Genomic DNA, 16,346 nt, shown 5'->3' with positions numbered 1-16,346 from the left:
TCGGTCACTTCACCGCTCCCGCCGTCAGCCCGGCGACGAGGTAGCGCTGCAGGAGGAGGAACCCGGCCACCACGGGCACGCTGACGACCAGCGAGGCGGCCATGATCTGGTTCCAGTACACGTCGTTCAGGGTGGAGTAGCCCTGGAGCCCGACGGCGAGCGTGCGGGTGGTGTCGTTGGTCATGACGGAGGCGAACAGCACCTCTCCCCAGGCCGTCATGAAGGCGTACACGGCGACCGCGACGATGCCGGGGATCGCGGCCGGCACGACGATCCGCAGCAGCGCCCCGAGCGGACCGCAGCCGTCCACCAGTGCCGCCTCGTCCAGGTCGCGCGGCACCGAGTCGAAGTAGCCGATCAGCATCCAGATGGAGAAGGGCAGGGAGAAGGTGAGATACGTCAGGATCAGCCCGCCGCGCGAGCCGAACAGGGCGATGCCGGTGGCGTTGCCGATGTTGACGTAGAGGAGGAACAGCGGGAGCAGGAAGAGGATGCCGGGGAACATCTGCGTGGACAGCACGGTGACCGTGAAGACGCGCTTGCCGCGGAAGTCGTAGCGGCTCACCGCGTACGCGCTGAACACCGCGATCACCACCGAGCAGACCGTCGCCGCGCCCGCCACGATCAGCGAGTTCACGAAGTAGCGCGCGAGCGGGACGGTCGACCAGATGTCGACGTACGGCCGGATCGTCAGGCCGCTCGGCAGCCAGCGGAACGCGCCCGAGACGTCCGCGAGCGGCTTCAGGGAACTCGACACCATCACGTACACCGGCACCAGGACGAAGCCGGTGAGCAGCGTGAGGAAGATCCGCCGGGACCACAGGAACGAACGCGGCGGCGCCATGGGCGAGTCGCGCACGGCCCGGTGGAGCTCAGGCATCGGCGGGCCTCCGTCCGCGCGAGGTGACGGCCAGGTACACGCCGGTCACGACCAGCAGGAAGAGCAGCAGCAGGACCGACATGGCGGACCCGGCGCCGAAGTTCCAGGTGACGAAGGAGGCCTGGTAGATGTGGACCGAGACGAGGTCCGCGGCCTCCGGCGCGGCCCTGCCGAACAGGACGTAGGGCGTGTTGAAGTCGTTGAACGTCCACAGGAACAGCACCAGGACCAGGACCTGGTTGACCGGGCGCAGCGACGGCAGGGTGATACGGCGGATCTGCTGCCACACGCCGGCGCCGTCCAGCGCGGCCGCCTCGTACAGCTCGCGCGGGATGTTCTGCAGGCCGGCCATCACGATCAGGAAGGCGAACGGCCAGCCCTTCCACACCGACACGGTGAGCAGGGCGTAGAAGGCGTTGTCGCCGATCAGCCAGAAGGACGGCTCGTCGGTGAGACGCAGCTGGTCGTGCAGGACGTGGTTCACCAGGCCGTTGTCGTGCTGGAACATGAACACCCAGGTGATGACCGCCGCGTAGACGGGCAGCGCGTACGGCACCAGGAACAGGGCGCGCAGCAGGCCGCGGCCGCGGAAGGCGTCCTGCATGCAGATCGCCGCCGCCGTGCCGATCAGCCAGCACAGTGCCACCGAGAGCAGGGTGAAGGCGACGGTGACGAGGAAGGAGTGCACCAGGGCTTCGCCGACGGGGGCGTTGAAGTCGACGGACATCGAGTAGTTGTCGAGTCCGGCCCAGGGGGCCGTGCCCCAGTCGCGGATGTATGTCTGGGTGAGTTCCTTGAAGCTCATCACGATGCCGGCGACCATCGGCACCAGGTGGACGAGGAGTTCGAGCAGCAGGGCGGGCAGGAGGAGCAGGTAGGGCAGTCCGACGCGGCGGATCCGCCCGGGGCGGCGGGGGCCGTCCGCCGCGCCGGAGGCGTCTTTGCGCACCGTGGCCCGCTCGGTGGCCGTGGTCGTCATCACGCTCACTTCGCCGGCATCTGCTGCTGGGCCTTCTCCAGGCGGGCCCTGACCGACTCGGTGGTCACCGCGCGTCCGGCGGCCGCCTCGGCGAACAGCTCCTTGACGGCCGTACCGACGGCCGTCTCGAACTGCGACTCGTCGGCGACCTGCGGCAGCGCCGCGGCGCTCCGGGCGAGGGTGTCCTTCAGGACCGCGTTCGCGGGGGTGTTGAAGGCGGGGTCGGCCTGCGCCGCTGCGACCGGCGGGATCGAGCTGTAGGCCTTGTTGAGGATCTTCTGCTCCTCGTCGCCGGTCATGAACTTCACGAACTCCGTGGCACCGTCGAGGTTGTCGGTGTTCTTGAAGACGGCCAGGTTGATGCCGGCGACCATGGAGTTGACCTGCGTGCCCGTGCCGGGCGTACCCGACCGGACCGGGACGGGCGCGATGCCGTAGGCGTCCTCGCTCATGCCCTGGGACGCGAGGTTGGCGGACGCGGACTGCCAGAGGAGCATCGCCGTACGGCCCTTGGCGAAGTCGCTGACAGACTGGTTCTGCGCGTACTCGGCGTTGCCCTGCGGGACGACCTCGTCCTCGGCCATCAGGTCGACGTACTGCTTGACCGCGGCGACCACGCCGTCCGAGGTGAAGTCGGGCCTGCCGTCTGCGGTGAAGAAGTCCGCTCCGTGCTGCTGGGCGAAGACGAAGACGTGGTGGACGTTCTCGGAGACGTTGGCGCCCTCGGCGCCCAGGACCTGCTTGCCCTTCGCCCGGATCTTCTTGCCGTCGGCCACCAGCTCGTCCCAGGTGGCGGGCGGCCGGGTGATGCCGGCGTCGGCGAGTATCCGCTTGTTGTAGTAGAGCGCGTACGCCATCGAGTACAGCGGGACGGCGGCCGGGTCCTTGCCCTCGGCGCCGGTCGAGCCGAGCGCCGAGTCGACGAAACGGTCCCTGCCGCCGATCTTGGCGAGGTTCGCGTCGTCCCACGGCAGCAGCGCGCCGGTGGCCTGCAGCGAGGCCGACCAGGTGTTGCCGATGTTCAGCACGTCGGGGCCCTGGCCCGACGTGGTCGCGGTGAGGATCCGGTTGAGCAGGTCCGACCAGGGGACGACCTCCAGCTTCACCTCGATCCCGGTCCGCTTCTCGAACTTGTCGAGTTCGGGCTGGAGCACCTTCTTGTCGACTTCGATGCTCGCGCCCTGGTTGGACGCCCAGTACGTCAGCGTCCCGGGCGAGTCGTCCGACCCGCCGCCGTCCGTCGACGTGCCGCCCCCGCAGGCCGTCGCGGTGAGGGCGAGGGACAGCACGACGGCGGTTGCGGCTGCGGCTCTGATGGTGCGCATGGGTCGACCCCCAGTGGTGGCTCATGGCTTAATTTAGGACGTGAGTTAAACCCCGGAAGAGAAAGGCGTCAAGGGGTGCGGCAGCGATCGGGGAAGTCGTGTTCCACCACTTGACGTACGCGTTCGGGTAGTTGAAGCATTCAGCGACGAGAGAGCGCTCTCAACACCACGGCCGTTCACTTCCTGAATCAGCCGTTCACTTCGACCCGGCCTGCGGGCCGGTCGAGCCGTTCCATCGGATCCACGAGCCGTTCCGTCCGATCCACGAGCCGTTCCGTCGGACGCACGAACCGTCCGATCCGCGTCCGAGCCGCGTCCGAGCCGCGTCCGAGCCACCCCACCGAGGAGAGCCGCCCATGCCCCACACCTCCGCGCAGCCCCCCGCCCCGCGCCGCAGAGCCGTCCTGGCGGCCGCGGCGGCCGCCGCACCCGCCCTCGCCGGCATGTCCGCCGCGCCGGCCTCCGCCACTCCGCGCGCGGCGCGCCCCCGCCTCCTGCCGGGCGGTGGCGATCTCGGGCCGAACGTCCTCGTCTTCGACCCGTCCACGCCGGACATCCAGGCCCGCCTCGACGAGGTGTTCCGGCAGCAGGAGTCGGCCCAGTTCGGCACCGGGCGCTACGCGTTGCTGTTCAAGCCCGGCACCTATCACGGCCTCAACGCCCAACTGGGCTTCTACACCTCGATCGCGGGACTCGGGCTCTCCCCCGACGACACGACCATCAACGGGGACGTGACGGTCGACGCGGGCTGGTTCGGCGGCAACGCCACGCAGAACTTCTGGCGTTCGGCGGAGAACCTCGCGCTCGTCCCGGCGAACGGCACCAACCGCTGGGCGGTCGCCCAGGCGGCGCCCTTCCGCCGTATGCACGTCCACGGCGGCCTCAACCTGGCGCCCACCGGGTACGGCTGGGCCAGCGGCGGCTACATCGCCGACAGCCGCGTCGAGGGCCAGATCGGACCGTACTCGCAGCAGCAGTGGTACACCCGGGACAGCGCGATCGGCAGCTGGCTCAACGGCGTCTGGAACATGGTCTTCTCGGGCGTCGAGGGCGCCCCCGCCCAGAGCTTCCCCAGCCCGCCCTACACCACGCTCGACACGACCCCGGTCTCCCGGGAGAAGCCCTTCCTGTACGTCGACGGCGGCGGCGCCTTCCGGGTCTTCCTGCCCGCCAAGCGGACGAACGCGCGCGGCGTCAGCTGGGGCAGCGGCACACCGCGAGGCACCTCCCTGCCCCTGTCCCGCTTCTACGTCGCCAAGCCCGGCGTTCCGGCGGCGACGCTCAACCGGGCCCTCGCGCAGGGCCTGAACCTGCTGCTGACCCCGGGCATCTACCACCTCGACCAGCCGGTCCGGGTCAACCGCCCCGACACCGTCGTCCTCGGCCTGGGATACGCCACGCTGATCCCGGACAACGGCGTCACCGCGCTGAAGGTCGCCGACGTCGACGGGGTCCGGCTCGCCGGCTTCCTCGTGGACGCCGGACCGGTCAACTCCCGCACCCTGCTGGAGATCGGCCCGCCCGGGGCGTGGCGCGACCACTGCGCCAACCCCACCACGGTCCAGGACGTGTTCGTCCGGATCGGCGGGGCCGGCGCCGGCAAGGCCACCACCAGCATGGTCGTCAACAACCGGCACACGATCGTCGACCACACCTGGGTCTGGCGCGCCGACCACGGCGACGGCGTCGGCTGGGAGACCAACCGGGCCGACTACGGCGTCGTCGTCAACGGCCACGACGTGCTGGCCACCGGCCTGTTCGTGGAGCACTTCAACAAGTACGACGTGCAGTGGTTCGGCCAGCGCGGCCGCACGATCTTCTTCCAGAACGAGAAGGCGTACGACGCCCCGAACCAGGCCGCCGTCCAGAACGGCGCGCTCAAGGGCTACGCCGCCTACAAGGTCGGCGACAGCGTCACCACGCACGAGGCCTGGGGCCTGGGCAGCTACTGCTACTACAACGTCGACCCCACGATCGTGCAGCACCACGGCTTCGCCGCGCCGAACACGCCGGGCGTGAAGTTCCACGACCTGATGGTGATCTCCCTCGGCGGCAACGGCCAGTACGAGGCCGTCATCAACGACACCGGGGCGCCCACGTCCGGAACGTCCACGGTGCCGTCGGTGGTGGTCTCCTACCCCTGACGCCGGCCCGTCGGACGACCGGGGGACGCCTCCGGTGCCGGTTCGCACCGCGGACCTGGTGTGTCCGCGGTGCGAACCGGCTGCCGGTCCGTGCGCACCGGCCGCCGGTCACCGCTGCCTACGGCGTCGCCGCCACGGCCGGCGCCGGTGCGGGGGCGTACCCCGTGGGACGGGCCGTGAAGGTGCCGCGGCCCTGGGTGCGGCTGCGCAGCCGGGTCGCGTAGCCGAACAGCTCCGCCAGCGGCACGGTGGCGGTGACCACCGCCGAACCGCCGCGCACCACCGAGCCGGTGACCCGGCCACGCCGGGCCGCCAGGTCACCGAGGACCCCGCCGACGGCGTCCTCGGGCACGGTGACCGTGACCTCGGCGACCGGCTCCAGCAGCACCATCGCGCAGGCGCGCAGAGCCTCCCGGAGCGCGAACCGGCCCGCCGTGCGGAAGGCCGTCTCGGAGGAGTCCTTCACATGGGTCGCCCCGTCGGTCAGGGTGACCCGCAGGCCCGTCACCGGATGCCCGCCGAGGGGACCCTCGGCGAGGGCGTCCCGGCAGCCCGCCTCGACGGCGCGGACGAACTCCTGCGGCACCCGACCGCCGACCACGGCGGACCGGAAGCCGAACCCCTCCTGAAGCGGCTGCACCTCGATCACCACGTGCGCGAACTGCCCGGCGCCGCCGTCCTGTTTGACGTGCCGGTACACCACACCGGACACACCCCGGGCCACCGTCTCGCGGTAGGTCACCCTGGGGCGGCCGACGTTGACGTCCAGCCCGACGGCGCGGCGGATCCTCTCCACCGCGACCTCCAGGTGCAGTTCGCCCATGCCCGACAGCACCGTCTGACCGGTCTCGGGATCGGTCCGCACGACCAGCGAGGGATCCTCCTCCACCAGCCGGGCGAGCGCCGAGGCCAGCCGGTCGGTGTCGGTGCTCCGGCACGCCTCCACCGCCACCGACACCACGGGATCGGGGACCCCGGGCGGTTCCAGGACCAACGGGGCGCCGGGCGCGCACAGGGTCGAACCCGCGCGGGCCGACTTCAGCCCGATCACGGCCACGATGTCCCCCGCGACCGCCCGGTCGAGCTGGGCGTGCCGGTCGGCCTGGACCCGCAGGATGCGTCCGATCCGCTCGACGCGGCGGGTGCCGGACTCCCACACGGGGTCCCCCTTCTCGATCGTTCCCGAGTACACCCGCAGATAGGTGAGCCGTCCCGTGGGCGTGGCACTGACCTTGAACGCGAGCGCGGCGAACGGGGCGTCGGGGTCTGCGGGGCGTCGCTCATCGGCGGGATCGCGGATACCGTCGGCAGCGTGCTGCATACCGTCGACGGTGCTCTGCACACCGTCGGCAGCGCTCTGCGTGCCGTTGGCCGGCTTCACACCATCGACGGCATGCCGCATACCGTCGACCGCACCCCGCATACCGTCGACCGCACCCCGTGTACCGTCGCCGCCGTCCCGGACACCGCGTACGGCAGGTACGTCCAGCGGCGACGGCAGATAGTCGACCACGGCGTCGAGCAGCGGTTCGACTCCCCGGTTGCGGTACGCCGAGCCGCACAGCACGACCACGCCCTCACCGCTGCGGGTGAGGTCCCGCAGGGCGGCGGTGAGGGTCGCGGCGGACAGCGTCTCCCGGTCGCAGAACTCCTCCAGCGCGGCGGGGTGCCGTTCGGCCACGGCTTCCTCCAGGAGGCCGCGCCGGCGCAGCGCCTCCTCCCGCAGGGCCTCCGGCACCTCCCCCTCGACGGCCGTGCCGCCGCCGTCGCCCCAGGTCAGTGACCGCATGCGGAGCAGGTCCACGACGCCGGTGAAGCCGTCCTCGGCTCCGATGGGCAGCTGGACGACGAGGGGGACGGGATGCAGGCGGTCGCGGATGGACGCCACCGCGGTGTCGAGGTCGGCGCCCGCCCGGTCCAGCTTGTTGACGAACGCGATCCTCGGCACGCCGTGCCGGTCGGCCTGGCGCCACACCGATTCGCTCTGCGGCTCCACGCCGGCGACGGCGTCGAACACCGCCACCGCCCCGTCGAGCACCCGCAGGGACCGCTCCACCTCGTCGGCGAAGTCGACGTGCCCGGGCGTGTCGATCAGGTTGATGCGGTGACCGTTCCAGTCGCAGCTGACGGCCGCCGCGAAGATGGTGATGCCACGGTCGCGCTCCTGGGGGTCGAAGTCGGTGACGGTCGTGCCGTCGTGCACCTCGCCGCGCTTGTGCGTGGTGCCGGTGGCGTACAGGATCCGCTCGGTGACGGTGGTCTTTCCGGCGTCGACATGGGCGAGGATGCCCAGGTTGCGCACGGCGGCGAGGTGACGGTCGAGGTTGTTGCGCACGGCCCTTGGCCTTTCGGGTGTTCTCGGAGAACGGGCGGCGCGATTGACCGACGCACACATGCGTGACGAGCCGTCAGCCCGGTTCGGGCGACGGCGCGTTGAAGGACTCGGTGGGCGTCAGCTCATCCGGTGCCGGCCGCGCAGCGGACACCGGACGGCCGAAGACACGAGGATCACCTCGTAGCGCGCGCGGGGAGCGAGGACGGCGGTGTGGTCACGCACGGCCGGGCTCCCTTCGTTCGTCACGGCACGGCTGCCCAGGTGGTGGGCGGCGCTCGATCTCCGGCGAGTGTAGGGCGGACGGGCGGCCGCCGCACGCGATTTGTCGTCGCGCCGCGGCCCCGGCCCCGCGCCTTCACCGTCGCACGGTCACGCCGGTGCTCCCTGCGCCGCGTAGAAGTGCCGTCGCACCCGGCGCAGCCACGCCTCGGCGGCCGTCTCGTCGGGCTGTTCCGGCAGGACGCTGCGGGTCTCGGTGAACTTCTCCTCGAAGTCGCGCAGCAGCGGCAGGGCGGCCTCGGGGTCGGCGGCGACCTGCTCGCCGAACCGGTGGTAGCTCTCCGGGTCGTCCACGCGGATCGTCAACTGCCCCGTGGCGTACAGCTCGTAGCCCTGGGTGCACAGCCGTTTGAGGTGCCGGGCGTGCTTGGCGATCCGCTTGCCCGTCTGGGCCTCGGGTGTGTGCTCGCCGCGGTTCTGCAGCTTGCGGAACTGCTGGGTGGCGTAGCCGAGGTAGGCGTCGCGGACCCGGCGGGCGCTCGGCAGTGTCGTACGGATGCCGATGAGGTCATCGCCCAGCGGGGTGCGGACCTCGTACAACTCGTCCGGAAGCCAGACGAGTTCCATGACGGTGGGGTTGCCGCCAAGGGCGAGCCGGCACCATTTGGCCGCCTCGTGCAGGGTGCGGTCGGGTGCCGTGCTGACGTGGGACTCCTTCGGCGTGTGCAGGCCGTGCAGTTCCTCGGTGGGGGCCGCGAACAGGCCGAGGCGGTCCACGTCGGAGCCTTCGCGGGCGAGCCCGTAGGCGGTCGAGCCGACGATGCCGGACAGGAGGATGTTGGTGACGGTCACTGGTGCCCCCGTTGGTGTGCGCCCGGCGGTGTGCCGGGGGGTGGTCCGCCCGTCGCCCCGGTGCGTCGCCGGCCTTGGTGCGCTGCCGACTCGGTGCGTTGCCGGCCTCGGTGGACGGATCACCGCTGCCGGGCGACGGGACCGCCATGATGCCTCGGCATCCTCCCCGCCCACCTCACCTTTTCCGCGGCCCGTCCCCTTACCCGCTCCCTCGGGCCTACTTCCTCGGCTCGGGACCATGTGACATATTACTGCCGTGACCAAGCGACCGAGCGGTGACGTGGTGGTCGTCGGCGCCGGCATGGTGGGCGCCGCCTGTGCGCTGTACGCGGCCCGCGCGGGGCTCGACGTCGTCCTGGTGGACCGCGGCCCGGTGGGGGGCGGCACGACCGGCGCGGGCGAGGGCAACCTCCTCGTCTCCGACAAGGAGCCGGGTCCCGAACTCCGACTCGCCCTGCTGTCGGGGCGGTTGTGGGCGGACCTGGCCGAAGAGCTGGGCGCGGCCGTGGAGTACGAGCCGAAGGGCGGGCTCGTCGTGGCGTCCACGCCCGAGGCGCTCAGCGCCCTGACGGACCTGGCCGCGGGCCAGCGCGCGGCCGGGGTGGAGACGGTCGCCGTGGAGCCCGGTCGACTCCACGACCACGAACCGTACCTGGCACCCGGACTCGCGGGAGGCGTCCTGTACCCGCAGGACGCCCAGGTGATGCCCACCCTGGCCGCCGCCCATCTCGTACGAGCCTCCGGTGCGCGTCTGGAGACGGGCCGGACGGTGACGGGCGTGCTGCGCGGCGCCGGCGGCGCGGTCCGCGGTGTGCGCACCGATCAGGGCGACGTCCTCGCGCCGGCCGTGGTGAACGCGGCCGGCACCTGGGGCGGCGAGGTGGCCGCGCTGGCGGGGGCGCCCCTGCCGGTACTGCCCCGCCGGGGTTTCGTCCTGGTCACCGAACCCCTGCCGCGCCGGGTGCGGCACAAGGTGTACGCCGCCGACTACGTGGCCGACGTGGCCAGTGACTCCGCCGCCCTGCAGACCTCTCCGGTCGTCGAGGGCACCGCCGCCGGACCCGTCCTGATCGGCGCGAGCCGTGAACGGGTCGGATTCGACCGGTCGTTCTCCCTGCCGGTGGTCCGGGCGCTGGCCGCCGGGGCGACCCGGCTGTTCCCGTTCCTGGAGCAGGTCCGGGTGATGCGCACCTACCTCGGGTTCCGCCCGTACCTGCCCGACCACCTGCCCGCGGTCGGAGCCGACCCGCGGGTACCGGGCCTGTTCCACGCCTGCGGGCACGAGGGCGCGGGCATCGGGCTCGCGACCGGCACCGGCCACCTGATCGCGCAGGCACTGACCGGCGCGGCCCCGGAGCTGGACCTGGCGCCCTTCCGTCCCGACCGCTTCGCCGAGGAGGCCGTCCGTTGAACACCTCGCGCGTTTCCCGAGCACACCGCCTGTCCCAGGTGCCGTCCCCGTCCCGAGGAGCCCGCTCGTGAACCCGTTGCGCCTGGTGCGGGCCCGGCCCGGTGCCCCGTTCACCATCGCCTTCGACGGCCGGGAGATCGAGGCGCTGCCCGGTCAGACGATCGCCGCCGCGCTGTGGTCGGCCGGCGTCACCGCCTGGCGCACCACGCGCGGCGGGGGCCGGCCGCGCGGGGTGTTCTGCGGGATCGGCGTGTGCTTCGACTGTCTGGTCACCGTCGACGGCCGCCCCAACCAGCGGGCCTGCCTGGTGCCCGCCGCGCCGGGCGCGGACGTCCGTGCCCAGGAAGGGACGGGCCACCATGACTGAGCGCCGCCCGGTTCTCGCGGTGATCGGGGCCGGCCCGGCCGGTCTGGCCGCCGCCCTGGCGGCGGCCGCGCGGGGTGTCCACGTGACGCTGATCGACTCCGCGGCGGAGCCCGGCGGCCAGTTCTACCGGCAGCCCGCACGCGGACTCGGCGCCCGGCGTCCCCGGGCGCTCCACCACCAGTGGCGCACCTGGGAGCGGCTGCGCGCCGGACTCGACGCGCGGCTCGCCGCCGGAGACGTCACGTGCCTGAGTGACCGTCATGTCTGGTGCGTGGAGCGAGAGTCGACGGGCTTCACCGTTCACGCGCTCCTCGGTCCGGAGCAGCGGGAGTCCGCGGCGTTGCGTGCCGACGGGGTACTGCTCGCGACCGGCGGATACGAGAAGGTCCTGCCGTTCCCCGGCTGGACGCTGCCCGGTGTGGTCACCGCCGGCGGCGCCCAGGCCCTGCTGAAGGGCGGGCTCGTGCTCCCCGGTCGCACGGCGGTCGTGGCCGGCACCGGTCCCCTGCTCCTGCCGGTCGCGACCGGTCTCGCGGCGGCGGGCGCCAAGGTGGTCGCCCTGGTCGAGTCGGCCGGCCCGAGGGAGGTCGTACGCCGGGCCCGTCCCCTCGCCCAGGTACCGGCGAAGCTCGTCGAAGGCGCCGGCCATCTGTCCCGACTCCTTTTCCGCGGCGTACCCCTGAGGGTCCGTCACACGGTGCTGGAGGCGCACGGCGACGAGCGGCTGGCGGCCGTGACCGTCGCCGCGCTCGGCCCCGCGGGCCGCCCGGTGCCCGGCAGCGAGCGCCTCCTCCCCTGCGACACCCTGGCGGTGAGCCACGGGCTGCTTCCCCACACCGATCTCGCGGACGGGCTCGGCTGCGGCCTCGACGGACCGGCCGTGCGCGTGGACGACGAACAGCGCACCGACGTCCCCGGCGTCTGGGCCGCCGGGGAGACCACGGGGATCGGCGGCGCGGCGCTGTCCCTGGCGGAGGGACACATCGCGGGACGGTCGGCGGCGGCCCGCCTGCGCGGCGATGTCCCCGACCGCGGCGGGTGGGCGCGGGCCGCCGAGTCCCGTACCCGGCTGCGCGCCTTCTTCGCGGAACTCGACGGCGCCTGTGCGCCCGCGGCCCACTGGCCGGAGCAGGTCACCGACGCGACGGTGGTGTGCCGGTGCGAGGAGGTCACGGCGGGGGCGGTCCGCGAGGCCGTCGGGTCGCTGGGCGCCGGGGACCTGCGCACCGTGAAGCTGCTGACCCGGGCCGGGATGGGCTGGTGCCAGGGCCGGATGTGCGAACCGGGGGTGGCGGGCGTGGCGGGCTGTGATGCGGCCCCCGCACGACGGCTGCCGGCCCGCCCGGTCCCCCTCGGCGTCCTGGCCGCGCCCACCCAGCCGCCACCCGCGCAGTGATATGTCACACCGCACCGGCCCGCCTCGACGCGTCGGACGTACGAGCAAGCCCACCCCACAAGAGAGGCCCGCTCCCATGACCGCTCCCCGGCACCGCCCCTGGCGAGGCGTCCTCGTCGCCACCGCGCTCCCCCTCCGCGAGGACCTCTCCGTGGACTACGACCGGTACGCGGAACACTGCGCCTGGCTGGTGGCGAACGGCTGCGACGGCGTCGTACCGAACGGCTCGCTCGGCGAGTACCAGGTCCTCACGCCCGAGGAACGCGCCCGGGTGGTGACGACCGCGGTGGCCGCGGTCGGCGGGCAGCGGGTGATGCCGGGGGTCGCGGCGTACGGTTCGGCCGAGTCGCGGCGCTGGGCGGAGCAGGCGCGCGAGGCGGGCTGCGGGGCGGTGATGCTGCTGCCGCCCAACGCCTACCGGGCCGACGAGCGGGCGGTGGTTGCCCACTACGCGCAGGTCGCAAAGGCGGGCCTGCCGGTGGTGGCCTACAACAACCCGATCGACACCAAGGTCGACCTCGTGCCCGAACTGCTGGCACGGCTGCACGGCGAGGGACTCGTCGAAGGCGTGAAGGAGTTCTCCGGTGATGTCCGGCGTGCCTACCGGATCGCCGAACTCGCCCCGGACCTGGACCTGTTGATCGGGGCCGACGACGTGCTGCTGGAGCTGGCGGTGGCCGGCGCCAAGGGCTGGGTGGCCGGCTACCCCAACGCGCTGCCGCGCGCCTCGGTGGAGCTGTACCGGTCCGCCGTCGCCGGGGACCTCACCACCGCGCTGCCCCTGTACCGGCAATTGCATCCGCTGCTGCGCTGGGACTCGCGCGTCGAGTTCGTACAGGCGATCAAGCTGTCGATGGACGTGGTGGGCCGGCACGGCGGCCCGTGCCGGCCGCCCCGCGTCCCGCTGCTCCCCGAGCAGGCGGCGGCGGTGCGCGCGGTCACCGAGAAGGCCGTCGCCGCCGGTCTCGCATGACCCACGGCGCCTCAACTCCTCGGATCAGAAAGGGGTTTTCATGCGCAGCAGACTCGTCCTGCACGCCGTCGACTCGCACACCGAGGGCATGCCCACCCGGGTGATCACCGGCGGTATCGGCGCCGTCCCGGGCGCGACGATGAACGAGCGACGGCTGTACTTCCGTGAACACCGCGACGACATCAAGCAGTTGCTGATGAACGAGCCGCGCGGGCACTCCGCGATGAGCGGCGCGATCCTCCAGCCGCCCACCCGCCAGGACTGCGACTGGGGCGTCCTCTACATCGAGGTCTCCGGCTATCTGCCGATGTGCGGGCACGGCACGATCGGTGTGGCGACGGTGCTCGTCGAGACCGGCATGGTCGAGGTCGTCGAACCGGTCACCACCATCCGTCTGGACACCCCGGCCGGGCTCGTCGTCGCCGAGGTGGCGGTGGAGGACGGTGCCGCGAGGGCCGTCACCCTGCGCAACGTGCCGTCCTTCTCGGTCGCCCTGGACCGCGAGGCCACCCTGGCCGACGGCCGTACGGTGACGTACGACCTGGCGTACGGCGGCAACTTCTACGCGATCCTGCCGCTGGAGCGGTTCGGGCTGCCCTTCGACCGCGCCCGCAAGGACGACATCCTGCGGGCGGGGCTGTCGCTGATGGAGGCGATCAACTCCGAGGAGGAGCCGGTCCATCCGCAGGACCCGTCCATCCGCGGCTGCCACCACGTCCACCTGTACGCGCCCGGCGCCACCGCCCGCCACTCCCGGCACGCCATGGCCATCCATCCGGGCTGGTTCGACCGCTCCCCCTGCGGTACGGGGACCAGCGCGCGCATGGCGCAACTGCACGCCCGGGGTGAACTCCCCCTGCACACCGAGTTCGTGAACGAGTCGTTCATCGGCACCCGCTTCACGGGCCGGCTGCTCGGGACGACGGAGGTCGCCGGCCGTCCGGCGGTACTGCCCAGTTTCACCGGCCGCGCCTGGATCACCGGGACGGCGCAGTATCTGCTCGACCCGACGGATCCGTTCCCGGCGGGGTTCGTGCTCTGACCGCCGGGACCGCGCCGCCGTAGATACTGGTGGTACGTGACATGGCACAGCCCGCCCCGAGGAGACCCACCATGGCCGCCCCGTCCCCGAACAGCAGTCCGCAGCCCGCGGCTCCGTCGCTTCCCGTGCTCGGCGGCCGCCGCAGCAGCTACCGGGAGCGGGTCGCGGACGCCCTGCGGGCCGCGCTGATCGCGGGCGAGCTGCGGCCCGGCGAGGTGTACAGCGCCCCGGTCCTGGCGTCCCGGTTCGGCGTGTCGGCGACGCCGGTGCGCGAGGCGATGCTGGACCTGGCCAAGGAGGGCCTGGTGGACCCGGTTCCCAACAAGGGGTTCCGGGTCACCGAGGTCTCCGACCGGCAGCTCGACGAGTACACGCACATCCGGGCGCTCATCGAGGTCCCCACGGTCGTGGCGCTGGCGACGACCGCCGACCCGGTGTCGCTGGAGGCGCTGCGGCCGGCCGCCCGCGAGATCGTCACCGCCGCGGTCGCCGGCGACCTGATCGCCTACGTCGAGGCCGACACCCGCTTCCACCTGGGCCTGCTCGCCCTGGCAGGCAACGCGCACCTCGTCGAGGTGGTCCGCGGTCTGCGCGGCCGGGCCCGCCTCTACGGCCTGACCGCCCTCGCCGCGTCGGGCCGGCTGCTGGCCTCCGCCGAGGAGCACCTGGAACTCCTGGACGCCCTGCTGGCACGCGACGAGCGGACCGTGCGCGAGGTGATGACGCGCCACCTCGGGCATGTACGGGGGCTGTGGGCGTCCGCCCGGGACTAGGTCCGGTCCGGCGGACTGCACCGGAGACGCGGCTCGCCTCCCCGTCGCCCCCTTTCCTTCGCGCCGACTCGTCTCTCTCTGCCCCCCGCTTCACGCGCCCGCGTCCTGTGATCCATGTCGCTGGTGTGGGAGGAGTGGGGCGGGTGTGCGATGGGCAGTCAATTGCCCGGGCGCGAAAGGATGGTGTCTTTCCCGTGGGGGATCCCGTGCGTGTGTGTGTCATCGGTGCAGGTCTGTCGGGGCTGGCGACGGCCCGGGCGCTGAAGTCCGAGGGGATCGAATTCGTCTGCCTGGACCGGGCACGGGACGTCGGCGGGCTCTGGCGGCAGCCCCAGGCCGGTGAGCGCGGCCCCGGCTACCTCTCGCTGCACCTCAACACCAACAAACGGCTCACCGGTTACGCCGACTACCCCATGCCGGCCTCGTACCCCGTCTATCCCCGGCACAGCGACTTCGCCGCCTATCTGCGTTCCTTCGCCGAGTGGGCCGGTGTCCTGGACCGCGTCGAGCTGGAGACGACCGTCGAGTCCGTGCGGCAGGACGCCGACGGCGCGTGGACGGTCGTCAGCCAGGACGCCTGCGGCGCTCGCCGCGAACGCGGTTTCACCCATGTCATCGTGGCCTCGGGGCACAACACCGAGCCGCTCCTGCCCGAGCCGCCGCCAGGTGCCGAGACGTTCGAGGGAAGGATTCTGCACGCCGTCGACTACCGCGACGGCAGCGACTACGCCGGGCAGCGCGTCGTCGTCGTGGGGCTGGGCGCCTCGGCGGTGGACATCGCCGCGGACCTCTCCCGGTACGCCGCGCGGACGCTTCTCTCCGTACGCCGGGGGCTGCACATCCTGCCCAAGCAGCTCTTCGGCATGCCCCTGGACGACGTCGCCGAGGCCGCGTGGTGGACCAGCATGTCCCTGGAGGAGCAGCGCCGGTTCATCGAGCAGGCCCTGCTCGTGGCCCGGGGCAAGCTCTCGGACTACGGTCTGCCCGAGCCGGACCACCGGATCTTCGCCTCCGCCGTGACGATCTCCGACGAGATCCTCACCCGTATACGCCACGGCGGGGTCACGCCCCGGCCCGCGATCGACTTCGTGGAGGGCGGCCGGGTGGTGTTCACCGACGGCACGTCCGCGGAGGCCGACGCCATCGTCTACTGCACGGGGTACCGGATGGCGTTTCCGTTCCTGCCCGCCGGCTGCCCGATCGGTGCGCAGGGCTCGGTCGAGCTGTACAAGCGGGTTGTCGCGCCCGGCCACCCCGGGCTGTACTTCATCGGCCTGGTCCGTCCGCACGGCTCGATCACACGGCTGGTGGAGGCGCAGACGCGCTGGGTGGCACGGCTCGTCGCGGGCCGGGCGATCCTGCCGGAGCCCGAGGTCATGCGCAAGGAGATCAACACGTATCTGGGCGGCATCGCCGGACAGTACGGTCAGGCGCAGGGCGCGTCGATCCAGGTCAACGTGGCCCCGTATCTGGAGGAGTTGCGCGCGGAGTGACGGCGGCGGGGTGGCCGGCGGTCACCGGGGTCCGGTGCGCGGAGTCCGCCTTCGCGAGGCCGGACCCTTCGTCGTGCCGCCGCCCGGGCGGTCGGGGCGGCTCGCACGTCCTGGTCGGCGTGGAGAGAGGGGAGCGGTTCGACGACGTCGGCGTACG

The 16,346-nt window shown here is 72.4% G+C and carries 13 protein-coding genes; 8 read left to right on the top strand and 5 right to left on the bottom strand.

Features of this window, described 5'->3' with window-relative positions:
- Positions 1-4 precede the first annotated feature (4 nt).
- Genes ACFY30_RS06480 through ACFY30_RS06470 form a run of 3 tightly spaced genes read right to left on the bottom strand, consistent with a single transcriptional unit; the run spans position 5 to position 3,184 of the window.
- Positions 5-844, bottom strand: a complete 840-nt coding sequence (locus tag ACFY30_RS06480; RefSeq protein ID WP_390844198.1) for a carbohydrate ABC transporter permease — start codon at positions 842-844, stop codon at positions 5-7.
- A gap of 28 nt (positions 845-872) precedes the next feature.
- Positions 873-1,859 carry a carbohydrate ABC transporter permease gene (locus tag ACFY30_RS06475; RefSeq protein WP_390844018.1) on the bottom strand — a complete coding sequence of 329 codons (987 nt, stop codon included), beginning with the start codon at positions 1,857-1,859 and terminating at the stop codon, positions 873-875.
- A gap of 5 nt (positions 1,860-1,864) precedes the next feature.
- Positions 1,865-3,184, bottom strand: coding sequence for an ABC transporter substrate-binding protein (locus ACFY30_RS06470; protein ID WP_390844017.1), 1,320 nt, complete (start codon positions 3,182-3,184; stop codon positions 1,865-1,867).
- A gap of 356 nt (positions 3,185-3,540) precedes the next feature.
- Between ACFY30_RS06470 and ACFY30_RS06465 the strand changes: the two genes are divergently transcribed.
- Positions 3,541-5,328 carry a coagulation factor 5/8 type domain-containing protein gene (locus tag ACFY30_RS06465; protein ID WP_390844016.1) on the top strand — a complete coding sequence of 596 codons (1,788 nt, stop codon included), beginning with the start codon at positions 3,541-3,543 and terminating at the stop codon, positions 5,326-5,328.
- A gap of 118 nt (positions 5,329-5,446) precedes the next feature.
- Here ACFY30_RS06465 and ACFY30_RS06460 read toward each other — a convergent pair whose 3' ends face one another.
- On the bottom strand, positions 5,447-7,663 hold the full coding sequence (locus ACFY30_RS06460) for an elongation factor G (protein WP_390844015.1): 2,217 nt from the start codon (positions 7,661-7,663) through the stop codon (positions 5,447-5,449).
- 369 nt (positions 7,664-8,032) lie between these two features.
- Positions 8,033-8,734 carry a DNA polymerase beta superfamily protein gene (locus tag ACFY30_RS06455; protein ID WP_390844014.1) on the bottom strand — a complete coding sequence of 234 codons (702 nt, stop codon included), beginning with the start codon at positions 8,732-8,734 and terminating at the stop codon, positions 8,033-8,035.
- A gap of 256 nt (positions 8,735-8,990) precedes the next feature.
- Here ACFY30_RS06455 and ACFY30_RS06450 point away from each other — a divergent pair, with 256 nt between their 5' ends.
- The 7 genes from ACFY30_RS06450 (at position 8,991) to ACFY30_RS06420 (ending at position 16,189) form a co-directional block, all read left to right on the top strand.
- Entirely contained in the window at positions 8,991-10,145 is a 1,155-nt protein-coding gene (locus ACFY30_RS06450) for an NAD(P)/FAD-dependent oxidoreductase (protein ID WP_390844013.1), read from the top strand.
- Between the two features lie 67 nt (positions 10,146-10,212).
- Positions 10,213-10,512 (top strand): (2Fe-2S)-binding protein, encoded by a 300-nt coding sequence (locus tag ACFY30_RS06445; RefSeq protein WP_390844012.1) that lies wholly within the window; start codon positions 10,213-10,215, stop codon positions 10,510-10,512.
- Positions 10,505-11,908 carry an FAD-dependent oxidoreductase gene (locus ACFY30_RS06440; protein WP_390844011.1) on the top strand — a complete coding sequence of 468 codons (1,404 nt, stop codon included), beginning with the start codon at positions 10,505-10,507 and terminating at the stop codon, positions 11,906-11,908. The genes ACFY30_RS06445 and ACFY30_RS06440 overlap by 8 nt, the downstream gene beginning before the upstream one ends.
- Before the next feature lie 76 nt (positions 11,909-11,984).
- Positions 11,985-12,881, top strand: a complete 897-nt coding sequence (locus ACFY30_RS06435) for a dihydrodipicolinate synthase family protein (protein WP_390844009.1) — start codon at positions 11,985-11,987, stop codon at positions 12,879-12,881.
- Positions 12,882-12,921: 40 nt separating this feature from the next.
- Positions 12,922-13,923, top strand: coding sequence for a proline racemase family protein (locus tag ACFY30_RS06430; RefSeq protein ID WP_390844008.1), 1,002 nt, complete (start codon positions 12,922-12,924; stop codon positions 13,921-13,923).
- A 71-nt stretch (positions 13,924-13,994) separates the two neighbouring features.
- Complete coding sequence (locus tag ACFY30_RS06425; protein WP_390844007.1) at positions 13,995-14,696, top strand: GntR family transcriptional regulator; 702 nt, start codon at positions 13,995-13,997, stop codon at positions 14,694-14,696.
- 206 nt (positions 14,697-14,902) lie between these two features.
- A complete protein-coding gene (locus tag ACFY30_RS06420; protein ID WP_390844197.1) occupies positions 14,903-16,189 on the top strand; it encodes a flavin-containing monooxygenase in 1,287 nt (428 codons plus the stop codon).
- Positions 16,190-16,346 lie beyond the last annotated feature (157 nt).

The sequence above is a fragment of the Streptomyces sp. NPDC000345 genome (assembly GCF_042898825.1).
GTDB lineage: Bacteria > Actinomycetota > Actinomycetes > Streptomycetales > Streptomycetaceae > Streptomyces.
This window is presented reverse-complemented; position numbering and strand designations above follow the sequence as displayed.

Coding starts and splice junctions, on each gene's coding strand:
- ACFY30_RS06480 (WP_390844198.1), bottom strand. CDS start 844: ATGGCGCCGCCGCGTTCGTTCCTGTGGTCCCGGCGGATCTTCCTCACG.
- ACFY30_RS06475 (WP_390844018.1), bottom strand. CDS start 1,859: ATGACGACCACGGCCACCGAGCGGGCCACGGTGCGCAAAGACGCCTCC.
- ACFY30_RS06470 (WP_390844017.1), bottom strand. CDS start 3,184: ATGCGCACCATCAGAGCCGCAGCCGCAACCGCCGTCGTGCTGTCCCTC.
- ACFY30_RS06465 (WP_390844016.1), top strand. CDS start 3,541: ATGCCCCACACCTCCGCGCAGCCCCCCGCCCCGCGCCGCAGAGCCGTC.
- ACFY30_RS06440 (WP_390844011.1), top strand. CDS start 10,505: ATGACTGAGCGCCGCCCGGTTCTCGCGGTGATCGGGGCCGGCCCGGCC.
- ACFY30_RS06435 (WP_390844009.1), top strand. CDS start 11,985: ATGACCGCTCCCCGGCACCGCCCCTGGCGAGGCGTCCTCGTCGCCACC.
- ACFY30_RS06430 (WP_390844008.1), top strand. CDS start 12,922: ATGCGCAGCAGACTCGTCCTGCACGCCGTCGACTCGCACACCGAGGGC.
- ACFY30_RS06425 (WP_390844007.1), top strand. CDS start 13,995: ATGGCCGCCCCGTCCCCGAACAGCAGTCCGCAGCCCGCGGCTCCGTCG.